The organism is Collinsella tanakaei (assembly GCF_021531055.1).
Classification (GTDB): domain Bacteria; phylum Actinomycetota; class Coriobacteriia; order Coriobacteriales; family Coriobacteriaceae; genus Collinsella; species Collinsella tanakaei_B.
In genome coordinates this window covers 159,527-179,115 of sequence record NZ_JADYTL010000004.1, presented here as the reverse complement: position 1 = coordinate 179,115, position 19,589 = coordinate 159,527, and the positions used below count along the sequence as shown (strand labels likewise).

14 protein-coding genes are annotated in these 19,589 nt (G+C 65.8%); 6 read left to right on the top strand and 8 right to left on the bottom strand.

Translation table 11 applies throughout. The features are described 5' to 3' along the window. Position 1: 1 nt before the first annotated feature. Entirely contained in the window at positions 2 to 784 is a 783-nt protein-coding gene (locus I6E04_RS05455; RefSeq protein ID WP_268830348.1) for an amino acid ABC transporter ATP-binding protein, read from the top strand. 471 nt (positions 785 to 1,255) lie between these two features. Here I6E04_RS05455 and I6E04_RS05450 read toward each other — a convergent pair whose 3' ends face one another. Together I6E04_RS05450 and hisS are read right to left on the bottom strand one after the other, a co-directional pair. After that, on the bottom strand, positions 1,256 to 4,045 hold the full coding sequence (locus tag I6E04_RS05450; RefSeq protein ID WP_235422178.1) for a phosphoenolpyruvate carboxylase: 2,790 nt from the start codon (positions 4,043 to 4,045) through the stop codon (positions 1,256 to 1,258). 322 nt (positions 4,046 to 4,367) lie between these two features. Next, a complete protein-coding gene (hisS, locus tag I6E04_RS05445; RefSeq protein ID WP_235422177.1) occupies positions 4,368 to 5,684 on the bottom strand; it encodes a histidine--tRNA ligase in 1,317 nt (438 codons plus the stop codon). 145 nt (positions 5,685 to 5,829) lie between these two features. Here hisS and I6E04_RS05440 point away from each other — a divergent pair, with 145 nt between their 5' ends. Continuing rightward, positions 5,830 to 6,903 (top strand): threonine aldolase family protein, encoded by a 1,074-nt coding sequence (locus I6E04_RS05440; protein WP_235422176.1) that lies wholly within the window; start codon positions 5,830 to 5,832, stop codon positions 6,901 to 6,903. Here the strand turns inward: I6E04_RS05440 and I6E04_RS05435 are convergent. From I6E04_RS05435 to I6E04_RS05425, 3 genes are all read right to left on the bottom strand, one after another. Next, positions 6,900 to 7,880 carry a DMT family transporter gene (locus I6E04_RS05435; protein WP_235422174.1) on the bottom strand — a complete coding sequence of 327 codons (981 nt, stop codon included), beginning with the start codon at positions 7,878 to 7,880 and terminating at the stop codon, positions 6,900 to 6,902. The two genes, I6E04_RS05440 and I6E04_RS05435, sit on opposite strands and share 4 nt — an antisense overlap. A gap of 477 nt (positions 7,881 to 8,357) precedes the next feature. Beyond that, complete coding sequence (pyk, locus tag I6E04_RS05430; RefSeq protein WP_235422171.1) at positions 8,358 to 9,815, bottom strand: pyruvate kinase; 1,458 nt, start codon at positions 9,813 to 9,815, stop codon at positions 8,358 to 8,360. Positions 9,816 to 10,134: 319 nt separating this feature from the next. Further along, positions 10,135 to 10,983, bottom strand: coding sequence for a class II fructose-bisphosphate aldolase (locus tag I6E04_RS05425; protein ID WP_235422170.1), 849 nt, complete (start codon positions 10,981 to 10,983; stop codon positions 10,135 to 10,137). 384 nt (positions 10,984 to 11,367) lie between these two features. Here I6E04_RS05425 and I6E04_RS05420 point away from each other — a divergent pair, with 384 nt between their 5' ends. From I6E04_RS05420 to I6E04_RS05410, 3 genes are all read left to right on the top strand, one after another. Further along, positions 11,368 to 12,165 (top strand): DeoR/GlpR family DNA-binding transcription regulator, encoded by a 798-nt coding sequence (locus tag I6E04_RS05420; protein ID WP_235422168.1) that lies wholly within the window; start codon positions 11,368 to 11,370, stop codon positions 12,163 to 12,165. 373 nt (positions 12,166 to 12,538) lie between these two features. Next, the gene (locus I6E04_RS05415) at positions 12,539 to 13,471 is read left to right on the top strand and encodes a hypothetical protein (protein WP_235422166.1); all 933 of its coding nucleotides are present in this window, start codon (positions 12,539 to 12,541) and stop codon (positions 13,469 to 13,471) included. A 72-nt stretch (positions 13,472 to 13,543) separates the two neighbouring features. Further along, positions 13,544 to 14,224: a PspA/IM30 family protein gene (locus tag I6E04_RS05410; protein ID WP_235422165.1), complete on the top strand. Its 681-nt coding sequence runs from the start codon at positions 13,544 to 13,546 to the stop codon at positions 14,222 to 14,224. Between the two features lie 114 nt (positions 14,225 to 14,338). Here I6E04_RS05410 and I6E04_RS05405 read toward each other — a convergent pair whose 3' ends face one another. Then, positions 14,339 to 15,274: a hexose kinase gene (locus tag I6E04_RS05405; protein WP_235422163.1), complete on the bottom strand. Its 936-nt coding sequence runs from the start codon at positions 15,272 to 15,274 to the stop codon at positions 14,339 to 14,341. A 229-nt stretch (positions 15,275 to 15,503) separates the two neighbouring features. Between I6E04_RS05405 and I6E04_RS05400 the strand changes: the two genes are divergently transcribed. Then, a complete protein-coding gene (locus I6E04_RS05400) occupies positions 15,504 to 16,559 on the top strand; it encodes an aldose epimerase family protein (protein ID WP_235422162.1) in 1,056 nt (351 codons plus the stop codon). Between the two features lie 552 nt (positions 16,560 to 17,111). On the opposite strand, the gene nagA is transcribed toward I6E04_RS05400, so the two are convergent. Both nagA and I6E04_RS05390 read right to left on the bottom strand, forming a co-directional pair. Beyond that, positions 17,112 to 18,272: an N-acetylglucosamine-6-phosphate deacetylase gene (gene nagA, locus I6E04_RS05395; protein WP_235422160.1), complete on the bottom strand. Its 1,161-nt coding sequence runs from the start codon at positions 18,270 to 18,272 to the stop codon at positions 17,112 to 17,114. Positions 18,273 to 18,388: 116 nt separating this feature from the next. Further along, complete coding sequence (locus tag I6E04_RS05390; protein ID WP_235422159.1) at positions 18,389 to 19,546, bottom strand: SIS domain-containing protein; 1,158 nt, start codon at positions 19,544 to 19,546, stop codon at positions 18,389 to 18,391. Between the last annotated feature and the right edge of the window lie 43 nt (positions 19,547 to 19,589).

Here is a 19,589-nt window from a genome sequence, read left to right as displayed (position 1 = left end):
TATGGAAAACGCGGCCGCGGCGGCCGCCGGCGCCAAGCCGTCCGATAACGATTCCATCATTCGCATCGTCGACCTGCACAAGAGCTTTAGCGATGTCGATGTCCTGCGCGGCATCTCGCTCGACATTCGCCGCGGCGAGGTGGTCGTCGTGCTCGGCCCGTCCGGCTCGGGCAAGTCGACCATGCTGCGCTGCCTGAACCGCCTCGAAGAGCCCACGAGCGGCCAGATCATCTTTGAGGGCGAGGACATCACCGCGCCCAAGGTGAATGTCAACAAGGTGCGCGAGCGCATGGGCATGGTGTTCCAGCAGTTCAACCTGTTCCCGCACCTCGACGCCCTGCACAACGTCATGCTTGCCCAGACCAAGGTGCTCAACCGCTCCGACGACGAGGCGAAGCGCATCGCGGCCGAGCAGCTCGCGCGTGTGGGCCTCGCCGAACGTGCCGATTACTATCCCGACGAGCTGTCCGGCGGCCAGCAGCAGCGCGTCGCCATCGCGCGCGCCCTGGCCATGGACCCGCACGTCATGCTGTTCGACGAGGCGACGAGCGCGCTCGACCCCGAGCTGGTGCGCGGTGTCCTCGACGTCATGCGCGAGCTCGCACGCGGCGGCATGACCATGGTCGTGGTCACGCACGAGATGGGTTTCGCGCGCGACGTGGCAGACCGCGTCATCTTTATGGACGGCGGCGTCATCGTGGAGCAGGGCACGCCCGACGAGGTGTTCAACCACCCCAAGAGCGAGCGCACCCGCGCCTTTTTGGGCGAGGTCTCGCTCAAGTAGCCAAGGCCCTGCGATCCTGAACGCACTGAGGGCCGGGCGGCAGGTAAACCGCCCGGCCCTCGTGTTATGCCGGGACGCAAGAGCGGACGGCTGGAAGGCGCAGCGAGATGTGCTCGCTCATGCACGAGGTACCCCCGCTGCCCTCGAGCGCGCGCGTGCCCCTCATTCGATACTCCGCTCATGCGCGAAGCACGCCCTGCACGGCATCTTGGACTGCCGGGCTCCAAACTACATGTATAGCCCTAGGGCGCGATTTTTGGGTGCCCTTCCGTGTATGAGGAAATACCCGCCGATAAAGCCCCAGTTGAATCCTGCGGCTTTATCGACGGGTGTTTCCCTAGCTACGAGATGGCACCGAAAAACTGCACCCCAGAAAATACTATTCGCATTACAGCATTTCCTCGAGCGCGTTTTGATTCATTCGCACCCCGAGTGACCGACGATAATATACACGCCCGCTTCAGACCCCAATCAGCCGGTGTTTTGAAGGCCGGCGGAGACACCCGTGACGGTCGCGAGGATCAGGCTCAGATACTTGGCGCGCGCTTCCTCGGACAGCGTATCGCCCTCGTCGCGCACGATGCGCAGGGCGCGTACCTGCGCCAGCGACAGCACATCCACGTACGGATCGCGCACGCGCACTGCCCGACCGAGCACGCGACGGTGCTCGAGCGGCCATTCGTCGCCAACGATGGCAAGCACCCAGCGGCGCGTGAGCTGCATCTCGTCATACACCGCGTGCGCGAGGTCGGCGCGGTCCCCGAGCGCCAGGTACATCTTGGCGATACGCGTATCGGTCTTGGCGATGGACATCTCCACGTTGTCGATGAACGTCGAGAACAGCGGCCACTCGCGGTAGGCGCGCCGCAGCGTCTCCGCGTCGCCAAACGCCTCGCAGGCGCTGCCCAAGCCGTACCATGCAGCCAGGTTGATGCGCGCCTGGCTCCAACTGAACACCCAGGGAATGGTGCGCAGGTCGTCAAGCGACTGCGCGCCGAGGCCGCGCTTGGCCGGACGCGAACCGATGGGCAGAAGGCCCACTTCGGCTAGGGGCGTCACCACCGAGAACCACGGGGCAAAGTCGGGTGTACCCAGCAGCGCAAGGTAGCGCTCGTGCGACACGCGGTCGAGCTCGCGCGCCATGTCGAGGTAGCGCTCGGTCATCTCGGTGTTGGCCCGCTCCACCGACGGCGCGGAGTTGAGCAGCGTCGCCGCTGCAACGTTCTCCACGTGGCGCTGGGCGAGCACCGGATTGCCGTAGCGCGCGAAGATGACCTCGCCCTGCTCGGTCACCTTAAAGAAGCAGCGCACCGAACCCGCCGGCTGGGCGAGCACCGCGCGGTTGGCCGGTCCGCCGCCGCGCCCCACCGCACCACCGCGACCATGCATCAGCACGAGGTCGATATCGTGCTTCTCCGCCCACGCGGCGATGCGCTTCTGCGCGAAGTGCAAGGCGAGCGTAGCGGTCGTGGGACCGGCGTCCTTGGCCGAATCGGAGTAGCCGAGCATGACCTCCATCCTGCGCCCCGTCTGCGCCAAGCGAGCCTGGACCGCCGGCAGCTCGAGCATGTCATCGAGCACATCGACGCAGTGCTCAAGGTCCTCCAGCTGCTCGAACAGCGGGATGACATCGAGCGCCGGCACGTCCGACGCGTGCGCGAACGCCAGATTCGCAAGCTCGTAGACGTCGGCGACGTTCTGCGCGGACTTGGTAAACGAGATGATGTAGCGGTGCGCCATCTTGGGCGCATAGCGCTTCTGGATGGAGCTGATCGCACGGAACGTGTCGAGCACCTCGCGCGTCATGGGCGCCAGGTCGCCGTGGATGCCGTGCTCGCGGATATCCGCAAGCGCGCGGGTGTGCACGACCGAATGCTGGCGGAACTCCATCTCGACCATATGGAAGCCGAACGACTCGACCTGCCAGATCAGCGTCTGGACCGGCCCGTACGCCGCGCGCTCGGCGCCCGCCGCCGCGAGCGAGCGCTGCACGACGCGCAGGTCGTCCAGCAGCTCGTCGGCCGAGGCGTACAGCACGTCCGCGTCGCGCGCGACCGTTCCATCCAGGCGGTCCGCCATGACGAGCATGACGGCGCGGTGCGGTTCGGACTCCGATATGTCCTTCGCACGGCTCGTGATGATCTCGCTCATCTCGACCTGATGGTTCCAAAGGTTGAGCAGCTCATCGGACGGCTTGGCGTACCCCGCCTCGAGCGTGAGGTTGCGCCCGACGCGCCGGCACTTGTCAGCAAGCTTGGCAACCATGTGCTTGTAGAACTTCGCGGCAACCTGGCGGCTCACCTTGGCGGTAACGTTGGGGTTGCCGTCGCGATCCGATCCGATCCAGCTTCCCGGATGGAAAAACGCCGGACACACCGGCGGCACGACGCCCGCGCCCTCGCCGAGCGCCCAATCGTCGAAGCGCCGGTAGATGCGCGGCACCGTGTCGAACAGCGTGTGGTCGAAGATGTCGATAATCGTGTCGGCTTCCTCGACGGGCGTCGGCTTCTTGATGGCCACCGGCGAGGTGCGCACGAGCGCGTCGATCTCCTGGAGCATATGTCGCTCGTTTTCCACCAGGTCGGATCCGCCCAAATGGGGACGGTCCGCCAGCAGCTTGCCGATCCGGCGGATCTTGCCCTCGACGGCGCGACGGCGCGCCTCAGTGGGATGCGCGGTAAACACGGGATGGAACTCGAGCTTGCCGAGCAGCTCGGTCGCCCGGTCCGCACCGACCTCGTCGACCAGCTGGCGAAACGCAACGGTCAACTCATTGGAAGGGTCGACGTCGGCCTCCATGGACACGAGCCGTTCACGGTCGTGTAGTGTCTCCACGCGGTAGTTCTCCTCGCAGAGGTTCGCCAGATGGAAAAACGAGGTGAACGCACGCACGAGCGCCTCCATCGTCGGCAGCGGCAGCTCGTCGATGAGCTCCACCGCCGCACGGAACGCCGAGCTGGCGGTATCGTCGGCATGCGGCACGCCCTGCGCATCGGTCCGCTCCCGCGCCGCCGCGGTGCCGGGGTTCCCCTCGTTGGCGTGGATCGCGTGGCGCAGCAGCGCGTCGAACAGCTCGCACACGACGGGGTCGTACTCCTTGAGCACCCGACGCTCCAGTCGCGAGAACAGTTCGAGGTTCGCACGCAGGCTCTCGGGAATCTCGATCTCCGCGAGCGGTCCGGCGGCGAGCGCCTCGCCGGTCGTCTGCAACTCCGCCTTAAGGCGTTCGCGCAGCTCCGTGTGATCTTGGGTCTCCATCATCCCCGTGACCTCCCGTTTTCCGGTAGGTAAACGCCATCTGCCAGGTGATTCCTACCGTTCGAATAAAAGAACACTTCAAAAACACTCGGATAGTATACGAGAGACCGCACCCGATGCAACGGAAAACGACGAGTTCACACTTTAGCAAACTGCATCGGAGCCGATCCACGCGCACGAAACGGCAGCGGACGCAGGGCATATGGGACCCGCGATCCGCGCACCGCAGCAGAAGGACCCCGCAACAAAAAAACCGCCCCTTCCGAAACACACGTCCGAAAGGGGCGGAAACACCTCCTTATACCGCCGCCGTGGCGGGAGGGCGTTATGCCAGCAGCTCGCGCACCGCTTCGACGACCGCGGCACGATCGACCAGCTGCTCGTCGTGGCTCACCATGTCGCGGACCTTCACCTTGCCCGCGGCGAGCTCGTCGCCGCCGATGACCAGGATCAGGCGCGCACCGAGCTTGTCGGCCTGCTTGAACTGGCTCTTGAGCGAACGCCCCTGGTAGTCGGCCTCGGTACGGATGCCGGCGGCGCGCAGCTCGTGCGCGAGCGCGAACACCTCGCCGCGCAGCTCGGAGCCCGCGTTGGCAACGTAGATGCACGACGGGGCGTCGGTGGCCATGTCGACACCGAACGCCTCGAGGGCGAGCATGGCGCGCTCGAAGCCCACGGCAAAGCCCACACCCGGCGTCGGCTTGCCGCCCTCGAGCTCCACCAGGCCGTCGTAGCGACCGCCGCCGCCGATGGAGCCCACGCCGGCACCCGGGGCCTCGACCTCGAAGACGGTGCGAGTGTAGTAGTCCAGACCGCGCACGAGCGTGGGATCCTCCACGTACTCGATGCCCGCGGCGTCGAGGTAGCGCTTGACCTGCTCGTAGTGCTCACGGCACTCGTCGCACAGGTTGTCGCGCATAAGGGGCGCACCAGCCATAACCTCGCGGCAATGGTCGTTCTTGCAGTCGAAGGCGCGCAGCGGGTTGACCTCGGCGCGCTCGCGGCACTCGTCGCACATCTCGTCGACATGGTCGAGGATGAACGAGCGCACGGCGTCGCGGTAGGCCGGACGGCACGCGGGGTCGCCCATGGAGTTGATGAGCAGGCGCAGGCGCGACAGGTCGAAGCCCAGGCGCTTGTAGAACTCCATCAGCATGATGATGCACTCGGCGTCGGCCGCCGGGTCGGGCGCGCCCAGCCACTCGATGCCCACCTGGTGGAACTGGCGCAAACGGCCCTTCTGCGGACGCTCGCCGCGGAACATCGCCTCGGCGTAGTAGCCCTTGAACGGCGTGGCGCCCTGCGGGACCAGGTTGTTTTCCACCACGGCGCGCACCACGCCCGCCGTGCCCTCGGGACGTAACGCCAAGCGCTGCTTGGCCTTGAGCTTGGCGTCGGTGCCCTCCTCGAGCACGCGCGCGAAGTTCGCGCCGGAAAAGACGCGGAACATCTCCTTGCGCACCACGTCGGTCGACTGGCCGATGCCGTGCACGAACACGTCGAGCTGCTCGATCGCGGGGGTCTCGACCGCGTCGAAGCCGTACGGCTCGAACACCTCCGCCGCGACGCGCTGCATGCGCTGCCATGCGCGCATGTCGCGCCCGATCAGATCCTTGGTGCCCTCGGCCCTCTGTGCTTGCATGGAGATCCTCCCCGTCGCCTCGATTCGTCGACCACCCATTATATCCATGGTGGCGGCACACGCGGTATCATTCACTGCGAAATCCATGTACCTCCCCGCACGTTGACGCCCTGCCGCCGCGCGCCGCTCGACAAAGGAGCACACCATGTACCAGTTCCGCAACGATTACAGCGAGGGCGCAGCGCCCGAGGTCCTCGACGCGCTCATCCGCACCAACGCCGAGCAGACGCCCGGATACGGCACCGACGCGCACTGCGCCCGCGCCGCCGAGCTCATCCGCGCCGCCGTGGGCCAGCCGGATGCGTTCGTGACGTTCGCCCCCGGCGGCACCGTGGCGAACATCCTCGCCATCTCGGCGCTCACCGACGAGTTCGAGGGGCCGATCTGCGCCGCCGACGCGCACCCCACCATCCACGAGACGGGTGCCATCGAGGGCTGCGGCCGCCGTCTGCTCGCCACGCGGGACAGCCTGGGCGTGCTCACGCCCGAGGGCGCGGAGGGCGTCTACCGCGTGTGCGCGGCCAACGGCTGCCACACCACGCGTCCCGGCATGGTCTACCTCTCCGACACGACCGAGCTCGGCCACGTGTGGACGCGCGCGGAGTTCGACGCGATCTGCGACTGGGCCGATGCACGCGGGCTCGCGATCTACGTCGACGGTGCGCGCATGGCGAGCGCCATGACCGCAGACGGCGCCGACCTGGATATCTCCCACATCGCGGCGCACGCCGACGCCTTCACGCTCGGCGGCACCAAAAACGGCATGCTGTTCGGCGAGGCGCTCGTGGTGAACCCGCGGTCCGAACGCGGGCGACGCGCCATCGAACGTCTCCCCTACCTCACCAAGCGCGCGGGCGCCATGACGGCGAAAGGACGCTTGATGGGCGTGATGTTCGAGGCTGCGTTCACCGCCGCCGAGAACGGCGAGCTCCCCTACTGGACCTACGCCCGCCACGCCAACGCATGCGCGACGCGCCTGGCGCGCGGCATGGTGGAGGCCGGGTACGAGCCGTATCTGGAAGCCACAGGCAACCAGCAGTTCTTCTGGGTCGCACCCGAGATCGGCGAGCGGCTGGGCCACGCGCTCGGCGCCGAGGTCTCGCTGGTGGACGACCCCACGGGCGCCGGGCGCGTCGTGGCGCGCTTCGTCACCAGCTGGGCGACGCCCGCGGACGCCGTGGATAAGGCCGTCGCCTGCGCCGCCGAGCTGCTCGCCTAGACCCGAGCGCGTGCGCGACGCCCGCGCCGCAGGAACGAGAAGTGGGTCTCCGACAGCACGATCGAGCAGAAAATCAGCGCGAAGCCCGCAAGGAGACGGCCGGTGAGCATCTCGCCGGCCAACACGACCGAGAAGAACACACCCGAGGGCGACTCCATCGACAGCAACAGCGAGCCGGTGGAGGAGGGCACGTGCGCCAGACCGATGTTCTGGATGAGCAGGCCCACGCAGGTGCAGATGATCGAGAGGAACGCGATCACGCCCACGAGCTGCGGCGTCCAGGCGCTCGCCGGCACAGCGGGCTCGCATGCCAGCGAGCTTACAAGGCTCAGCACGCCCACCGCGGCGAACATCCAAAACGTGAGCACGTTGATATCCATGTCCTGGCCGTACTTCGCCGCCATCGCGATCTGGAAGGCGAAGAAGATCGCGCCGCCGAGCGTGAGCGCGTCGCCCAGCCCGACGGTAAGGCTGTCGAGCGCCACCAGACCGATTCCCGTCAGGCACAGCAGCGCCGCTCCCAGGTTGTAGCGCGTCAGCTTCTCGCGACTGATCAGGTAGCTGATGAAAGGCACGAGGATGCAGTAGGTCCCGGTCAGAAACGCGCTCTTGCCCGCCGTGGTATCCGTGAGGCCGATGGTCTGCAGGCTGTAGGCCGCCCATTCGAGGACGCCCATACCGAGCCCCACGGCCAGGTAGCGAGCGTTGAAGTGCGCCCGAACGCGGCGCCGGAACAAAACGAGCATAATGATCGCCGAGGAGCCGAAGCGCCACGCGAGCAGATAGAAGCTCGGCAGCACATCGAGGGCATCCTTCACCACGTAAAACGAGAAGCCCCAGATACAGGCCATGGATACGAGCAGCAGTTTCCAAAAGAGCGGCGAGCGCGCGCCGGCACCGCGCAGGTGCCCCGCGCCGCGGTCCTCCGGCGCGACCGGCGCGTCGCTGCCCCATATGTGCTTCTTGATGGTTTCCATGCGGACCAATGTATCAGGATGCGCATGTCCGCTCAACGCAGGACGAAAACGGCGTCGAGAATTAACACGGCGCCCGCGGCGGATTTCGCGGAGCCTGCGGAGACATGTGGGGCTCTTCCGCGAGATGTCGCCCGCGTCGGACCGCGCATGCGGCCGTATATGGGACCATGTGGGCCCCCGAAAAAACAAAACCCGCTTTATGGTTCGGTTTATCCGGGGCAAGCCGAGTATACGGCTCAGTGCACCCTCAATCTACCTGCAGTTCTTTGCGTTGCCATCGGCGTTCTACTCGGCATGTCCCCATCAAACCGAACCATAAAGCCGATCAGTACGTCGGATGGTGGATTCCGCTCGACCAAGAGGCATCCGATGGGGCAAAACGCATGCGAAAACCCGCACGTCGGAGGCCGCGCAGCGAAAAGGGGATCGCCGCAACCCGCAGCGATCCCCTTCGTCGTTCGGCTATCGGGTGTCCGATTAGCGCACCTGCGCCACGTGCACCACGTTGGTGGAGGTCACGCCGTCGGTGAAGGTGATCGAGGTGTCGGGGTCGCCCACCGTGAGGACGGCGACGTCGCCCACGCGCACCACGCCGCGCTTCTTGGCGCACTCGAGCGCCGTGCGGACGATGTAGCGCTTGTCGCCGATCTCGCCCTCGGTGACCGGGTCGACGCCCCAGTAGATCGTCATCTTGCGCGTGGCGGCGTCGTGCGGCGTCACGGCCAGGATCGGCAGCATGGGACGGAAGTTGGACACCAGGCGCGCGGAGCGGCCGGACTCGGTCGGAATGATGATCGCGCGGGCCTTGACGTTGAAGGCCGTGCTCACCGCCGCAAGACCGATGGCGCTGTTGATGGCGCGGATGCCCGTCTCGTCGGTGTGGATGTCCAGGCGGTTGTGCTCGGGCATGGTGGCCTCGGCGATCAGCGCGATGTTGGCCATCATCTTGACGGCCTCGAGCGGGTACTTGCCGGCGGCGGTCTCGCCGGACAGCATCGTGGCGTCGGTGCCGTCGTTGATGGCGTTGGCGACGTCGGTGACCTCGGCGCGCGTCGGACGCGGGTTGCGGATCATGGAATCGAGCATCTGCGTGGCGGTGATGACCGGCTTATACGCCTTGTTGCACTTCTGGATGATCTCCTTCTGGATGGTCGGGCACACCTCCGGCGCGACCTCGACGCCCAAGTCGCCGCGGGCGACCATGATGCCGTCGGACTCCTTCAGGATCTCGTCGAAGTGGTAGACGGCAACGGCGCACTCGATCTTGGGGAAGATGTCGATGTTCCCGCCGCCGTTCTCCTGGCACAGCTTGCGGATCTCGCGCACGCCGGCGGCGTCGCGGATGAAGGACGCGGCGATGAAGTCGATGCCCTCCTCGATGCCGAACAGGATGTCCTTGCGATCCTGCTCGGTGATCGTGGGCAGCGACAGCTTGGCGTTGGGGACGTTGACGCCCTTCTTCTCGCCCAGCTCGCCGCCGTTGTCCACATGGCAGATGATGTCCTGGCCGGAGATGCTCTTGACGGTGAGGCCGATCAGGCCGTCGTCGATCAGGATCGTGCCACCGGGGTGCACTTCGCGCGGAAGCTCGAGGTGGTCGAGGTAGAAGTGTTCAGCGGTGCCCTGAAGGTCCTCGGAGGTCTCCGCCGCGGTGACCGTGACCGTGGAGCCCGCCGCGAGCGTGACCTTGGCATGGTCCTTGAGGAAGCCCGTGCGGATCTCGGGGCCCTTGGTGTCGAGCAGGATACCGACGGGGATGCCCAGCTCGCGGGAGATGCGCTTGACGCGCTCCATGCGGATGTGCTGTTCCTCGTGGCTGCCGTGCGAGAAGTTGAAGCGGGCGACGTTCATGCCCGCCTTGATCATCTCGCGCAGGATGTCGTCGTCATCGCAGGCCGGTCCCATCGTGCATACGATCTTGGTGCGCTTGTTCATACAGAACCTCCGTCTTCCGTTGTCCGAACCAGTTTGCAGGGGTTAAACGTAGTCGGTCACAGACAGATTCAGCTTACTGCAAATCTGTCCTCGGAGACGACGATATCGGCGACGGACGGTAATGTTTGGTGAGCGTACCACCAGCTCAGCGATATCAGGCATTCCCGAATGTTATATCTCCCAATCGCGCCAACCGGATGGGCGGAGACGGCACAGCCGGGGGTGTTCAACAGGGCGCGGCGGCAGAGCACCGCCCCTCATGAAAAAAGCCCCGAAGCGCGAGGCTTCGGGGCTCGATGCGACAGGGGGGATCGGCGTCTTACGCGCGACCGACCGAACCGAGGTTCTCCATGCGGATCTTGACGATCTTGGTGATCTCGGCCATGCCCGCCTGGCCCGGCTTCTTGGGATCGAAGCAGGTAGGGTTCTCGGCCATGTAGGCCATGAAGCCCTTCGTGAAGGCCTGGCGCAGCTCGGTGGCGTAGTTGACCTTGCAGATGCCGTTCTTCACGGCCTCGGCGACCTGCTCATCGGGCACACCGGAGGTGCCGTGCAGGACGAGCGGCACGTCCACGGCGGCGCGGATCGCCTTGACGACGTCCTGCTCGATGTGGGGCTCGGCGGTGTAGACGCCGTGCGAGGTGCCGACGCCGATGGCGAGCGAGGTGCAGCCGGTGCGCTCGACGAACTCGCGGGCCTCATCCGGATCGGTGTAGGGGCTCTCGCCCTCGACCTCGACGTCGTCCTCCTTGCCGCCGACCTTGCCGAGCTCGGCCTCGACGGGCACGCCCATGGCGGCGCCGGCGTCGGCCACGAGCTTGGTCAGCGCGATGTTGTCCTCGAAGGTCTCGTGGCTGCCGTCGATCATGACGGAGGTGTAGCCGCAGCGCAGGGCCTTCATGCAGCGATCGTAGCCGTCGCCGTGATCGAGGTGCAGGGCCACGGGCACCGAGGTGCGCTCGGCGGCGGCCTTGACCATGCCGTAGAAGTAATCGAGGCCGGTCATCTTGATGGTGCCGGACGTGGTCTGCATGATGACGGGGGACTTGGTCTCCTCCGCGGCGGCGAGCACCGCCATGACGAACTCGAGGTTCTCGACGTTGAAGGCGCCGACGGCGTAGTGGTTCTTCTGCGCGTCGAGCAGCATCTCCTTGGTGGTCACGAGCATGGGCGATTCGCTCCCTCCTGCCGCCGCGCACCGCGCGGACCGGCACACTTGGCGCCGCATCCCTCAGCGCGGCGCTCCCGTTGCCCCTATTGTACGAAAACGCGAAACCGCCTGTTCATCGCATAGGCGAGCGGCAACCGTACAACCGGAAAGCAAAGGTAAGCCCCCGCGCGCGACGCGCGATCGCGCGCAACGCGGACGGCCGCGAAACGGTGCGGCTGGTGCCGGCCCGGTCGTTCGCGCCGCTCCGACTGGGCCGCCCACCGTACCCGATTTGCGTTAAAACAAAGGAAACGCACGTCGTTTGCTTTCCAAAAAGAAAAGTAAAGCAAAATAGCATCAGCACAATCAGCACACATTTCCCCGACAGCAGAGGAGCCACCGATGGCGGAAACCACCCATTCGTTTGCCGAGGAGCGCCGTGCCGCCATCATGGACATGCTCGATCGAACGGCATCGGTGCAGGTATCCGAGCTGTCGCGCACGTTCGGCGTGTCGGCGGTCACCATCCGCGGCGACCTCGACGCACTCGAAGCCGACGGCAAGCTGCGCCGCACGCACGGCGGGGCCGTCTCGCTGCACAAGACGCTCACCGTCTCCATCCAGGACCGACGCGTGAACGTCAACGTGGCGGCCAAGCAGGCGATCGCGCGCACGGCGCTGCGTCTTGTCGACAACGGCGACGCGCTGCTCGTCGACTCCGGCACCACCGCCCTCGAGTTCGTGCGCATGCTCGGCCAGCGCTCGGATATCACCGTCATCACCGCCGACCTGACGATCGCCAACTTTATCGATGAGAGCCTGCCGGGGGTGGACGCCATCCTGCTCGGCGGGTCTCTGCGCAAGGGCCACCGGTACCTGCAAGGGCCGCTCGCCATGCGCTCGCTCGACATCATCCATGCCGACAAAGCCTTCCTGTGCCCCACCGCGATCGTGCCGGGATGCGGCCTCATGACGAACTACGAGCAGATGGCCGAGGTCAAGGCCGGCATGATGCGCGCGGCGCGCCAGCGCATCATGCTCGCCGACGCCAGCAAGATCAACGGGCGCGGGCTGTTCCGCTTCTCCGGTCTCGACGAGATCGATATCGCGGTGATGGACGATGATCCCGACGGGGTCGTCGCCGCCGAACTCGAGCAGCTGCCGGAAGGGACGCCGCGGCCGCGCCTCATCTTCGACTGAGCGCCTCATCGAGAAAGCGCATCGACCGCAGTCGGCATCGACCGGAGCCCCCTCATCCCCTTTGTCGAACACGCCGCTCTCGAGGGATTCGAGGGGGCATCATATAAAACTCCGGTTGACGGGCAGGCACATCCGGACAAGTGGGCATAATCTGTTCTATGGAAAAGATCGCGCGGATGTCCGCGCAAGCGCGAAAGGGTGCACGGTGGGCAGATCTGGTTTCGGCGGAGGAGGCCGTGGCGGCGGATTCCGCGGCGGTGGCGGCCGCTCATCAGGTGGATTCTCCGGAGGTCGGCGTGGCTTCGGCGGAGGTCGCAGCCCGTTTGGCGGCGGCTTCGGCGGGGGCTTCGGCGGCCCGCGGCCCGGCGGCCCGATGGGCGGACCTCCGCGGCGTTCGTCGGGCGGCGGTTTTCTCACCGGCATGATGCTCGGCAGCCTCATGAACCGCAACCGTACCGTCATCGTCAACAACGGTGGAGGCGACAACCCACCCGCCTCCCCCGCCGTGCAGGCGACCGGATGCGCCGGCGGGTGCCTGGGCATCGTCGTGGCGTTCATCATCCTCGGCCTCATCAGCGCCCTGGCCACGACCCTGATCCCCTCCTGCTCGACCGATTACGCCGAGCAGGGTGCCTCGACGGTCGTGCGCGAGCCGCTACCGGCGGGCTCGGTCCATAAGACCGCCTATTACACCGACGAGGACGGCGACTGGATCCACGACGCCTCCGAGCTCGAATCTGGCCTGCGAGCGTTCTACGACAAGACGGGCGTCCAGCCCTACGTGTACATCCTGCCCAACGGCACGACCGCCTCGGTCTCGCAGCTCACAAGCGCCGCCGAGCGCGCCTATGACCAGCTGTTCGACGACGAGGGGCACTTCCTGCTCGTGTTCTGCGACGACGGGAACGCCTCCTACAACTGCGGATACACCTCAGGATCGCTCGCCGCGCAGGTCATGGACAGCGAGGCGATCGGCATCCTTTCCGAGCAGATCGAGCGGGCGTATAACGATTACTCGCTGTCCGAGGAGGAGATCTTCTCGGAAGCGTTCTCACGGACCGCGGACCTGATCATGGGGGCCGCCGAGCGCCAGCAGACCTCGGACACCATGGCCAAGGTCGGCCTCGCCGTCGTCGCCGTCGTCGTGATCGGTGGCATCGCCTACGTCGTGATCAAGCGCCGCCGCGATGCCGAGGAGGCGCGCCGCAGGCAAGCAGAGGAGATCCTCAACACGCCGCTCGAGAAGTTCAACGACGACGACATCGAGGACCTCGCCGACAAATATGAGGACGACGCCGACAGGTGACCGGCGCTCCGACAGTGCGGCCGCCGTCGCACGCAACCAGGTAATCGGGAGCCCACGAGAAAGGATACGACCATGGGAATCCTCGACCGCTTCGCAACCATCGTGAAGGCCAACATCAACGAGCTGCTCGACCACGCAGAGGATCCGGCGAAGATGATCGACCAGTACCTCGTCGACCTCACCGACTCGCTCACCGAGGTCAAGAAGGAGACCGCCTGCGTCATGGCGGAGGAGAAGCGCGCCAAGCGCATGGTCGACGAGAACGCCTCCGAGGTCGCACGCATGGAGGAGCTCGCCAAGAAGGCGCTCACGGCGGGCAACGAGGGCGACGCCCGCGCCTTCCTCGGCAAGAAGCAGCAGCTCGCGACCGCAGGCGCCGAACTCGTCAAGGCCTACGAGGCCGCGCATGCCAACGCCGACAAGATGCGTCAGATGCACGACAAGCTCGTGAGCGACATCGAGAACCTCAAGAGCCGTCGCGAGACCATCAAGGCCAAGGTCGCCGTCGCCAAGACGCAGGAGAAGGTCGCCGGCTTCACGTCGAGCGCCGACCGCGCCGAGAGCGCCATCGCCGCGTTCGACCGCATGGAGGCCAAGGCCGATCGCATGCTCGACACCGCCGACGCCATGGCCGAGCTCAACGAGGAGACTGTCGACGAGGTTGCGTCGCTCGAGGAGAAGTACGCCTCGGCGACCGACGATGCCGCCGTGGAGGACGACCTCGCCCGCCTGAAGGCCGAGCTGGGGCTGTAACGCCACGGGACCGCGGCCGGCGGGAGGCCGCGATGCGGATTCGCGCAAACGCAAGGCGCCTGCCGGCGGCGATCGCCGGCAGGCGCCTTTTCCATGCTATGCGCGGGACCGCCGCTACAGCTCGAAGATCTCCACACCGCCGTGGATCTCGTCCCACTTGTCCATGACCAGATGGCCGGTCTGCGGGTCCATCGCGTTGAGCGTGCCGCACGCGTTACCGCAGCGCAGCACCTCCTCGTCATCGGCACCGGCGGCGATGGCGTGCGCGAAGCCCGCGATGGTGGAATCGCCCGAACCGGTGGCGTTCACGGCCTCGATGCGCGGTGCGCGGGCGCGCAGCACGCGACCGCCGTGGAAGGCGACCGATCCGGCGGCGCCCATGCTCACCACGACCCAGTCGATGCCCGCGAAACGCGGATCGGCGGCAAGCGTGCGCTGCAGGTCGAGCAGATCATCGGAGGTAAACGACGTGCCCAACAGATCGTTGATCTCGGTGAGGTTGGGCTTGACGAGCGTCGGCTTGACTTCGGCTTCCAGTGCGGCATCCAGCGCGGCGCCCGATGTGTCCAACAGCACCGGCACGCCCGCGGCGGCCGCGATCGCGATCAGGCGCGCGTAGGTATCGGCGGGAACGCCCTTGGGCAGCGAGCCGGACAGGGTCACGCAGGATGCCTGACCGACAAGATCGGAGAAGTTCGCGACGAACGCCTCGAGCTCCTCAGCGCTTACCACGGGACCGCTTTCCAGCAGCTCGGTCTGGTTGCCGTCGTGCAGCAACGCGATGCACGTGCGTGACTCGCCGGCGATGGGCGTGAAACGATGGGGGATGCCGTCGGCATCCATCAGATCGCCGAGGTAGGCGCCCGAATGGCCGCCGAGCAGACCGGTCGCGACCACCTCGTCGCCCAGCTGCACGAGCACGCGGCTGACGTTCAGCCCCTTGCCGCCCGCCGTCTTGGCGGGCACCACGCGGTTCACATCGTCGACGACCAGATGGTCGATGGTATAGCGGGTATCGATGGAGGGGTTCATGGTCACGGTGAGGATCATAGCCGTCCCTTTCTTCGGACAGGTTGACGATGATGCCATTGTAGCGCGGGCGGACGGCGCGCCCACACCGCCCGCGCCGTGCAGCGCCTATCGGTCCGCAAGCAAACGCAAGCGCCCCCGTCCTCCGACAGCACGGCGGACATGTGGCAAACGCCGCATCGACGACAACGAATCCCCTGCCCAGACGTATAATAGGCGCGTCGCTGTTATTCCGTCGTAAGGATCGCCCATGATCACCACCGCACCTTTCGGAACCGCCCCCGACGGCTCCCCCGTCACCTGCTACAGCATCTCGGCAGGCGGCATCACCGTTCGCGTCATGGACTTCGGAGCCACCATCCTCGGCATCGATGCTCCCGACGCCGCCGGCAACGTCGCCGACGTCGTGCTGGGCTATGGCTCGCTCGACGGCTACGCCGCCGCCAATCCCTCGTGCTACGGCGCCACAATCGCACCGTCGGCCAACCGTATCCGCGGTGGCCATCTCGTCATCGACGGTACCGAATGGCAGCTCGTCAAAAACGAGGGCGACAACAACCTGCATACCGACTTCGATCGCGGCCTGCACAAGCGCGTGTGGGACGTCGAAGTCGACGAGGATGCCGACACCGTCCGCATGACCACCGCACTCGCCCACGGAGAGCTCGATCTTCCCGGTGAGCGCACCTTTACCGCCGAGTTCTCCGTGAGCCCGGCCGGGGTCTTCCGTCTGTACTATCGCTGCGAGTCCGACCGCCGCACCTTCGCGAACATGACGAACCACGTGTACTTCAACCTCGGCGGTCATGATTCCGGCACGATCCGCGACCATGTGGTGTCCATCGACGCCTCGCGTTTCGCCGTCATCGACGCCGGTTCGGTCTCCACCGGCGAGCTGCGAGATGTCGCCGGCACCCCGCTCGACTTCCGCACACCCAAGCCCCTGGGCGCCGAGATCGATGCCGACTACGAGCAGATCCAGCTCGCACACGGCTACGATCACTGCATGTGCGTGGACGGTTTCTGGGCCTGCGGGCGTCTCCGTCACGCCCTCCACGCCGAGGACCCCGCAAGCGGCCGCACCCTCGACATCTCGATCACCGCGCCCGGCGCGCATCTCTATAGCGGCAACTTCCTCGGCGACGAGCATGCGAAGGATGACGCCACCTACAGCGCCAACGACGGCTTCGCCTTCGAGCCCGAGTATTATCCCGACTGCCCCAACATCCCGAGCTTCCCGCAGTGCTTCTGCGGGCCGGGTTTCCCCTACGAGAGCACCATCGAGTACCGCTTCGGCACGATCTGATCTACGCGGAGGCCCTCGTCTCGGCAGGATGCGCGTGTATGCACATCTGAGGCGGTTATATGCATGTTTTTTGGGAGCGTCGCCCTCGCGGGCGACGCTCCCTCGTTTCATAAACGGACATACCTGACATTTTGATCTTCCCGCATCGGTCGCATTCGTTCATACCGCCCAGCAGTTACAAAAACGCGTACTTTCTAGTTGATTATTCGAGTCGCAGCGCCCGACCAGCAAATCAAATGAACCTTCCACGCACCTCGGACACCGAAATCCCCCGAATTCATGCCATGGACCCGTCTGCCTGTCGATGTATAAAGATCCCCGCAGCCCCAAAGCGGTGTAGAACACGAGGCCTTGGCGTCCATTCAGCTAGAACGCGTGCGTTTTTGTCACTCGTATTCCGGATGAACATATTCCGTCCGATTCTGCGCCGCCCAAATGGCCGATTCGGCCACCCTCGCAACGAAACGAGGGCGACCTCCGTATGGAGATCGCCCTCGTGAGCGTCGATAGATTCCAAGGGGAAGTCAGCCCCCTCGGGAACGCGCGCGGCCGTTACGCCTTGTACACCGAGGTGCCGCCCAGATAGGTCTCGGCGAGCGTCATGTCGTGCCCCAGCACGACGAAATCGGCATCGCGGCCGGGACGGATCGAGCCGCAAACATCGTCGATCTCGTTCGCCTCGGCGGGAGCCTGCGTCGCCATGTAGATGGCCTCGGCGGGAGACGCGATACCCCAATCGACCACGTTCTTGACCGCTTGGTTCATGCGCAGGATGGAACCGGCCAGCGAGCCGCCGTCCTTGAGGCGCGCGGTGCCGTTCTGCACGATGACGGGCAGCTCACCCAGGAAGTAATCGCCGTCGGGCATGCCGCCGGCGCACATGCAGTCGGTGATCAGACAGGTGTGCTCATGGCCCTTGGCGCGCATGACGATCGCCGCGGCGATCGGGTTCACATGATGCCCGTCGCAGATGAGCTCGGAGAAGGACTTGTCGCCCGAGAACAGGGCGGCACCCACCATGCCCGGCTCGCGATGGTGCAGCGGGCTCATGCCGTTATAGGTGTGCACGAACACGCTCGCGCCGGCATCGAGGCAGGCCAGGGCATCGTTCGCGCCGGCATCGGAATGGCCGAGCGCCACGACGACGCCCATCTCGCGCGCCTCGCGGATGAACGCGGGGCTCTCGGGATACTCCGCGGCGATGGCGATCTTCTTAATCAGACCATGCGCCGACTCCTGCCACGCGCGCAGCGTGTCGATATCGGGAGCCGAAAGGTAGGCGGGGTTCTGGGCGCCCTTGTGCTTCTCGGTGAAGAAGGGGCCCTCGAGGAAGATACCCTGGATGCGCGCCATGGGCTCGTCGCCCGGGTTCTCGGCGGCCTCGTAGGTGCAGGCGCACGCATCGGAAAGCTGCTCGGTGGTGGCGGTGAGCGTCGTCGGCAGCCACGAGGTCACGCCGTTGCGCAGGATGCCGCGCGAGATGGTGCGGACGCTGTCGGCCTTGCAGTCCATGACGTCGCAGTTATCGAAACCGTGGATATGCGTATCGACGAAACCCGGTGCGATCTGGTAACCGGTGTAGTCGACGATCTCGCAGTCGGGCTCCTCGGTCGTGTAGGCGCCGAACACGCCGTCCTCGACCAGCAGGTATCCGCCGCGGGCGACACGGGTGGGCAGATAGAACGTATCGGCCTTGATGGCATAGGTGCTCATTGAGCTCTCCTCTCACATTCGATGCGACGGCGTCCCCATCGCGGGGCCGTCATCGCAAAGCGCCCGCCCGCCGGAATCGACGTGGCGGGCGCCGGAAACATCACGGAACGCGTATGTTAGCCCCAAGGATGGATCGTCACACCCTTGACGACACGGTTCACGGTACCGGTGGGGCTCGGCGTGTCGGGAGTGTTGCCCACGCGCACCGAGTTGAGCAGGCTCACGGTCTGGCCGACCATGATGAAGGGCAGCGCGAGGTAGCCCTCGGGCAGCGCGTCATAGCCCTCGAAGGTGAACGAGGCGTGGCCGAACGCGGTCTCGCCGGCCTGCTGGACGGCGATCGTCTTCATGGCGATGCCGTCGCCGTTGATCTCCTCGAGGATGTCCAGGTCGTACTGACGCGTGTAGGCATCGTTGTTCACGAACACGAACACGAGGGTCCTATCGTCGACGAAGGACTTGGGTCCGTGGCGATAGCCCATGGAGGTGTCCCACGACGTGGCCACGAGACCGTGCGCGAGCTCGAGGATCTTGAGCTGAGCCTCCTGAGCCAGGCCGCCGAAGGAGCCGGAACCCAGATAGGTCACGCGGTTGAAGTCGCACGCCAGGAAGTCGGCGATCTCCGCCTCGCGGGCGACGACCTCCTCGCCCATCTTGGCAGCGGTCTCGACCCACGCGGCCTTCTGCCCCTCGTCGGAGCAGTCGAACAGCAGCATCGAGATGAGCGACATGCAGGAGTAGCTGCCGGTCATCGCGAAGCCCTTGTCGTTGGCGCGCGGGATGAGGATGGTGTAGGCGTTGGGGTCGTCGGCGCTCTCGACGGCGAGCTTGCCCTCGGGCGCGCAGGTGATGTTCAGGAACTTGACGTTCTTGACCACCTTGCGGGCGACCTCGACGGCAGCGAGGCTCTCGGGGCTGTTGCCGGAGCGGGCGAAGGACACGACGAGTGTCGGGTCCTCAGGACGTAGGAAATCGAGGGGCGCGGACACGATGTCGGTCGTGGCGACGGGCATGAAGTTGTAGGCGTCCGTATCGCCCGCGTGACGCAGGTAGGGCGCCACGGTGTCGCCGACGTAGTCGGACGTGCCGGCACCGGCGAACACGACGGTAACGCGGCCGAGCTCCTTGAGGTCGGCCAGAAACGCCTCGACGGCATCCTTGTTCTGCTGGTAGATGGTATAGGCATCGCGCCACAGATCAGGCTGCTGCTTGATCTCGAGCGTGGTGATGTCGGCGCCGAGGGACTTGAGCTCCTCGATATCCTTCTCGAACATTGCAACTCCTTTGCTCTATAGCCGCCCGGCCCCTTCCCGGGCG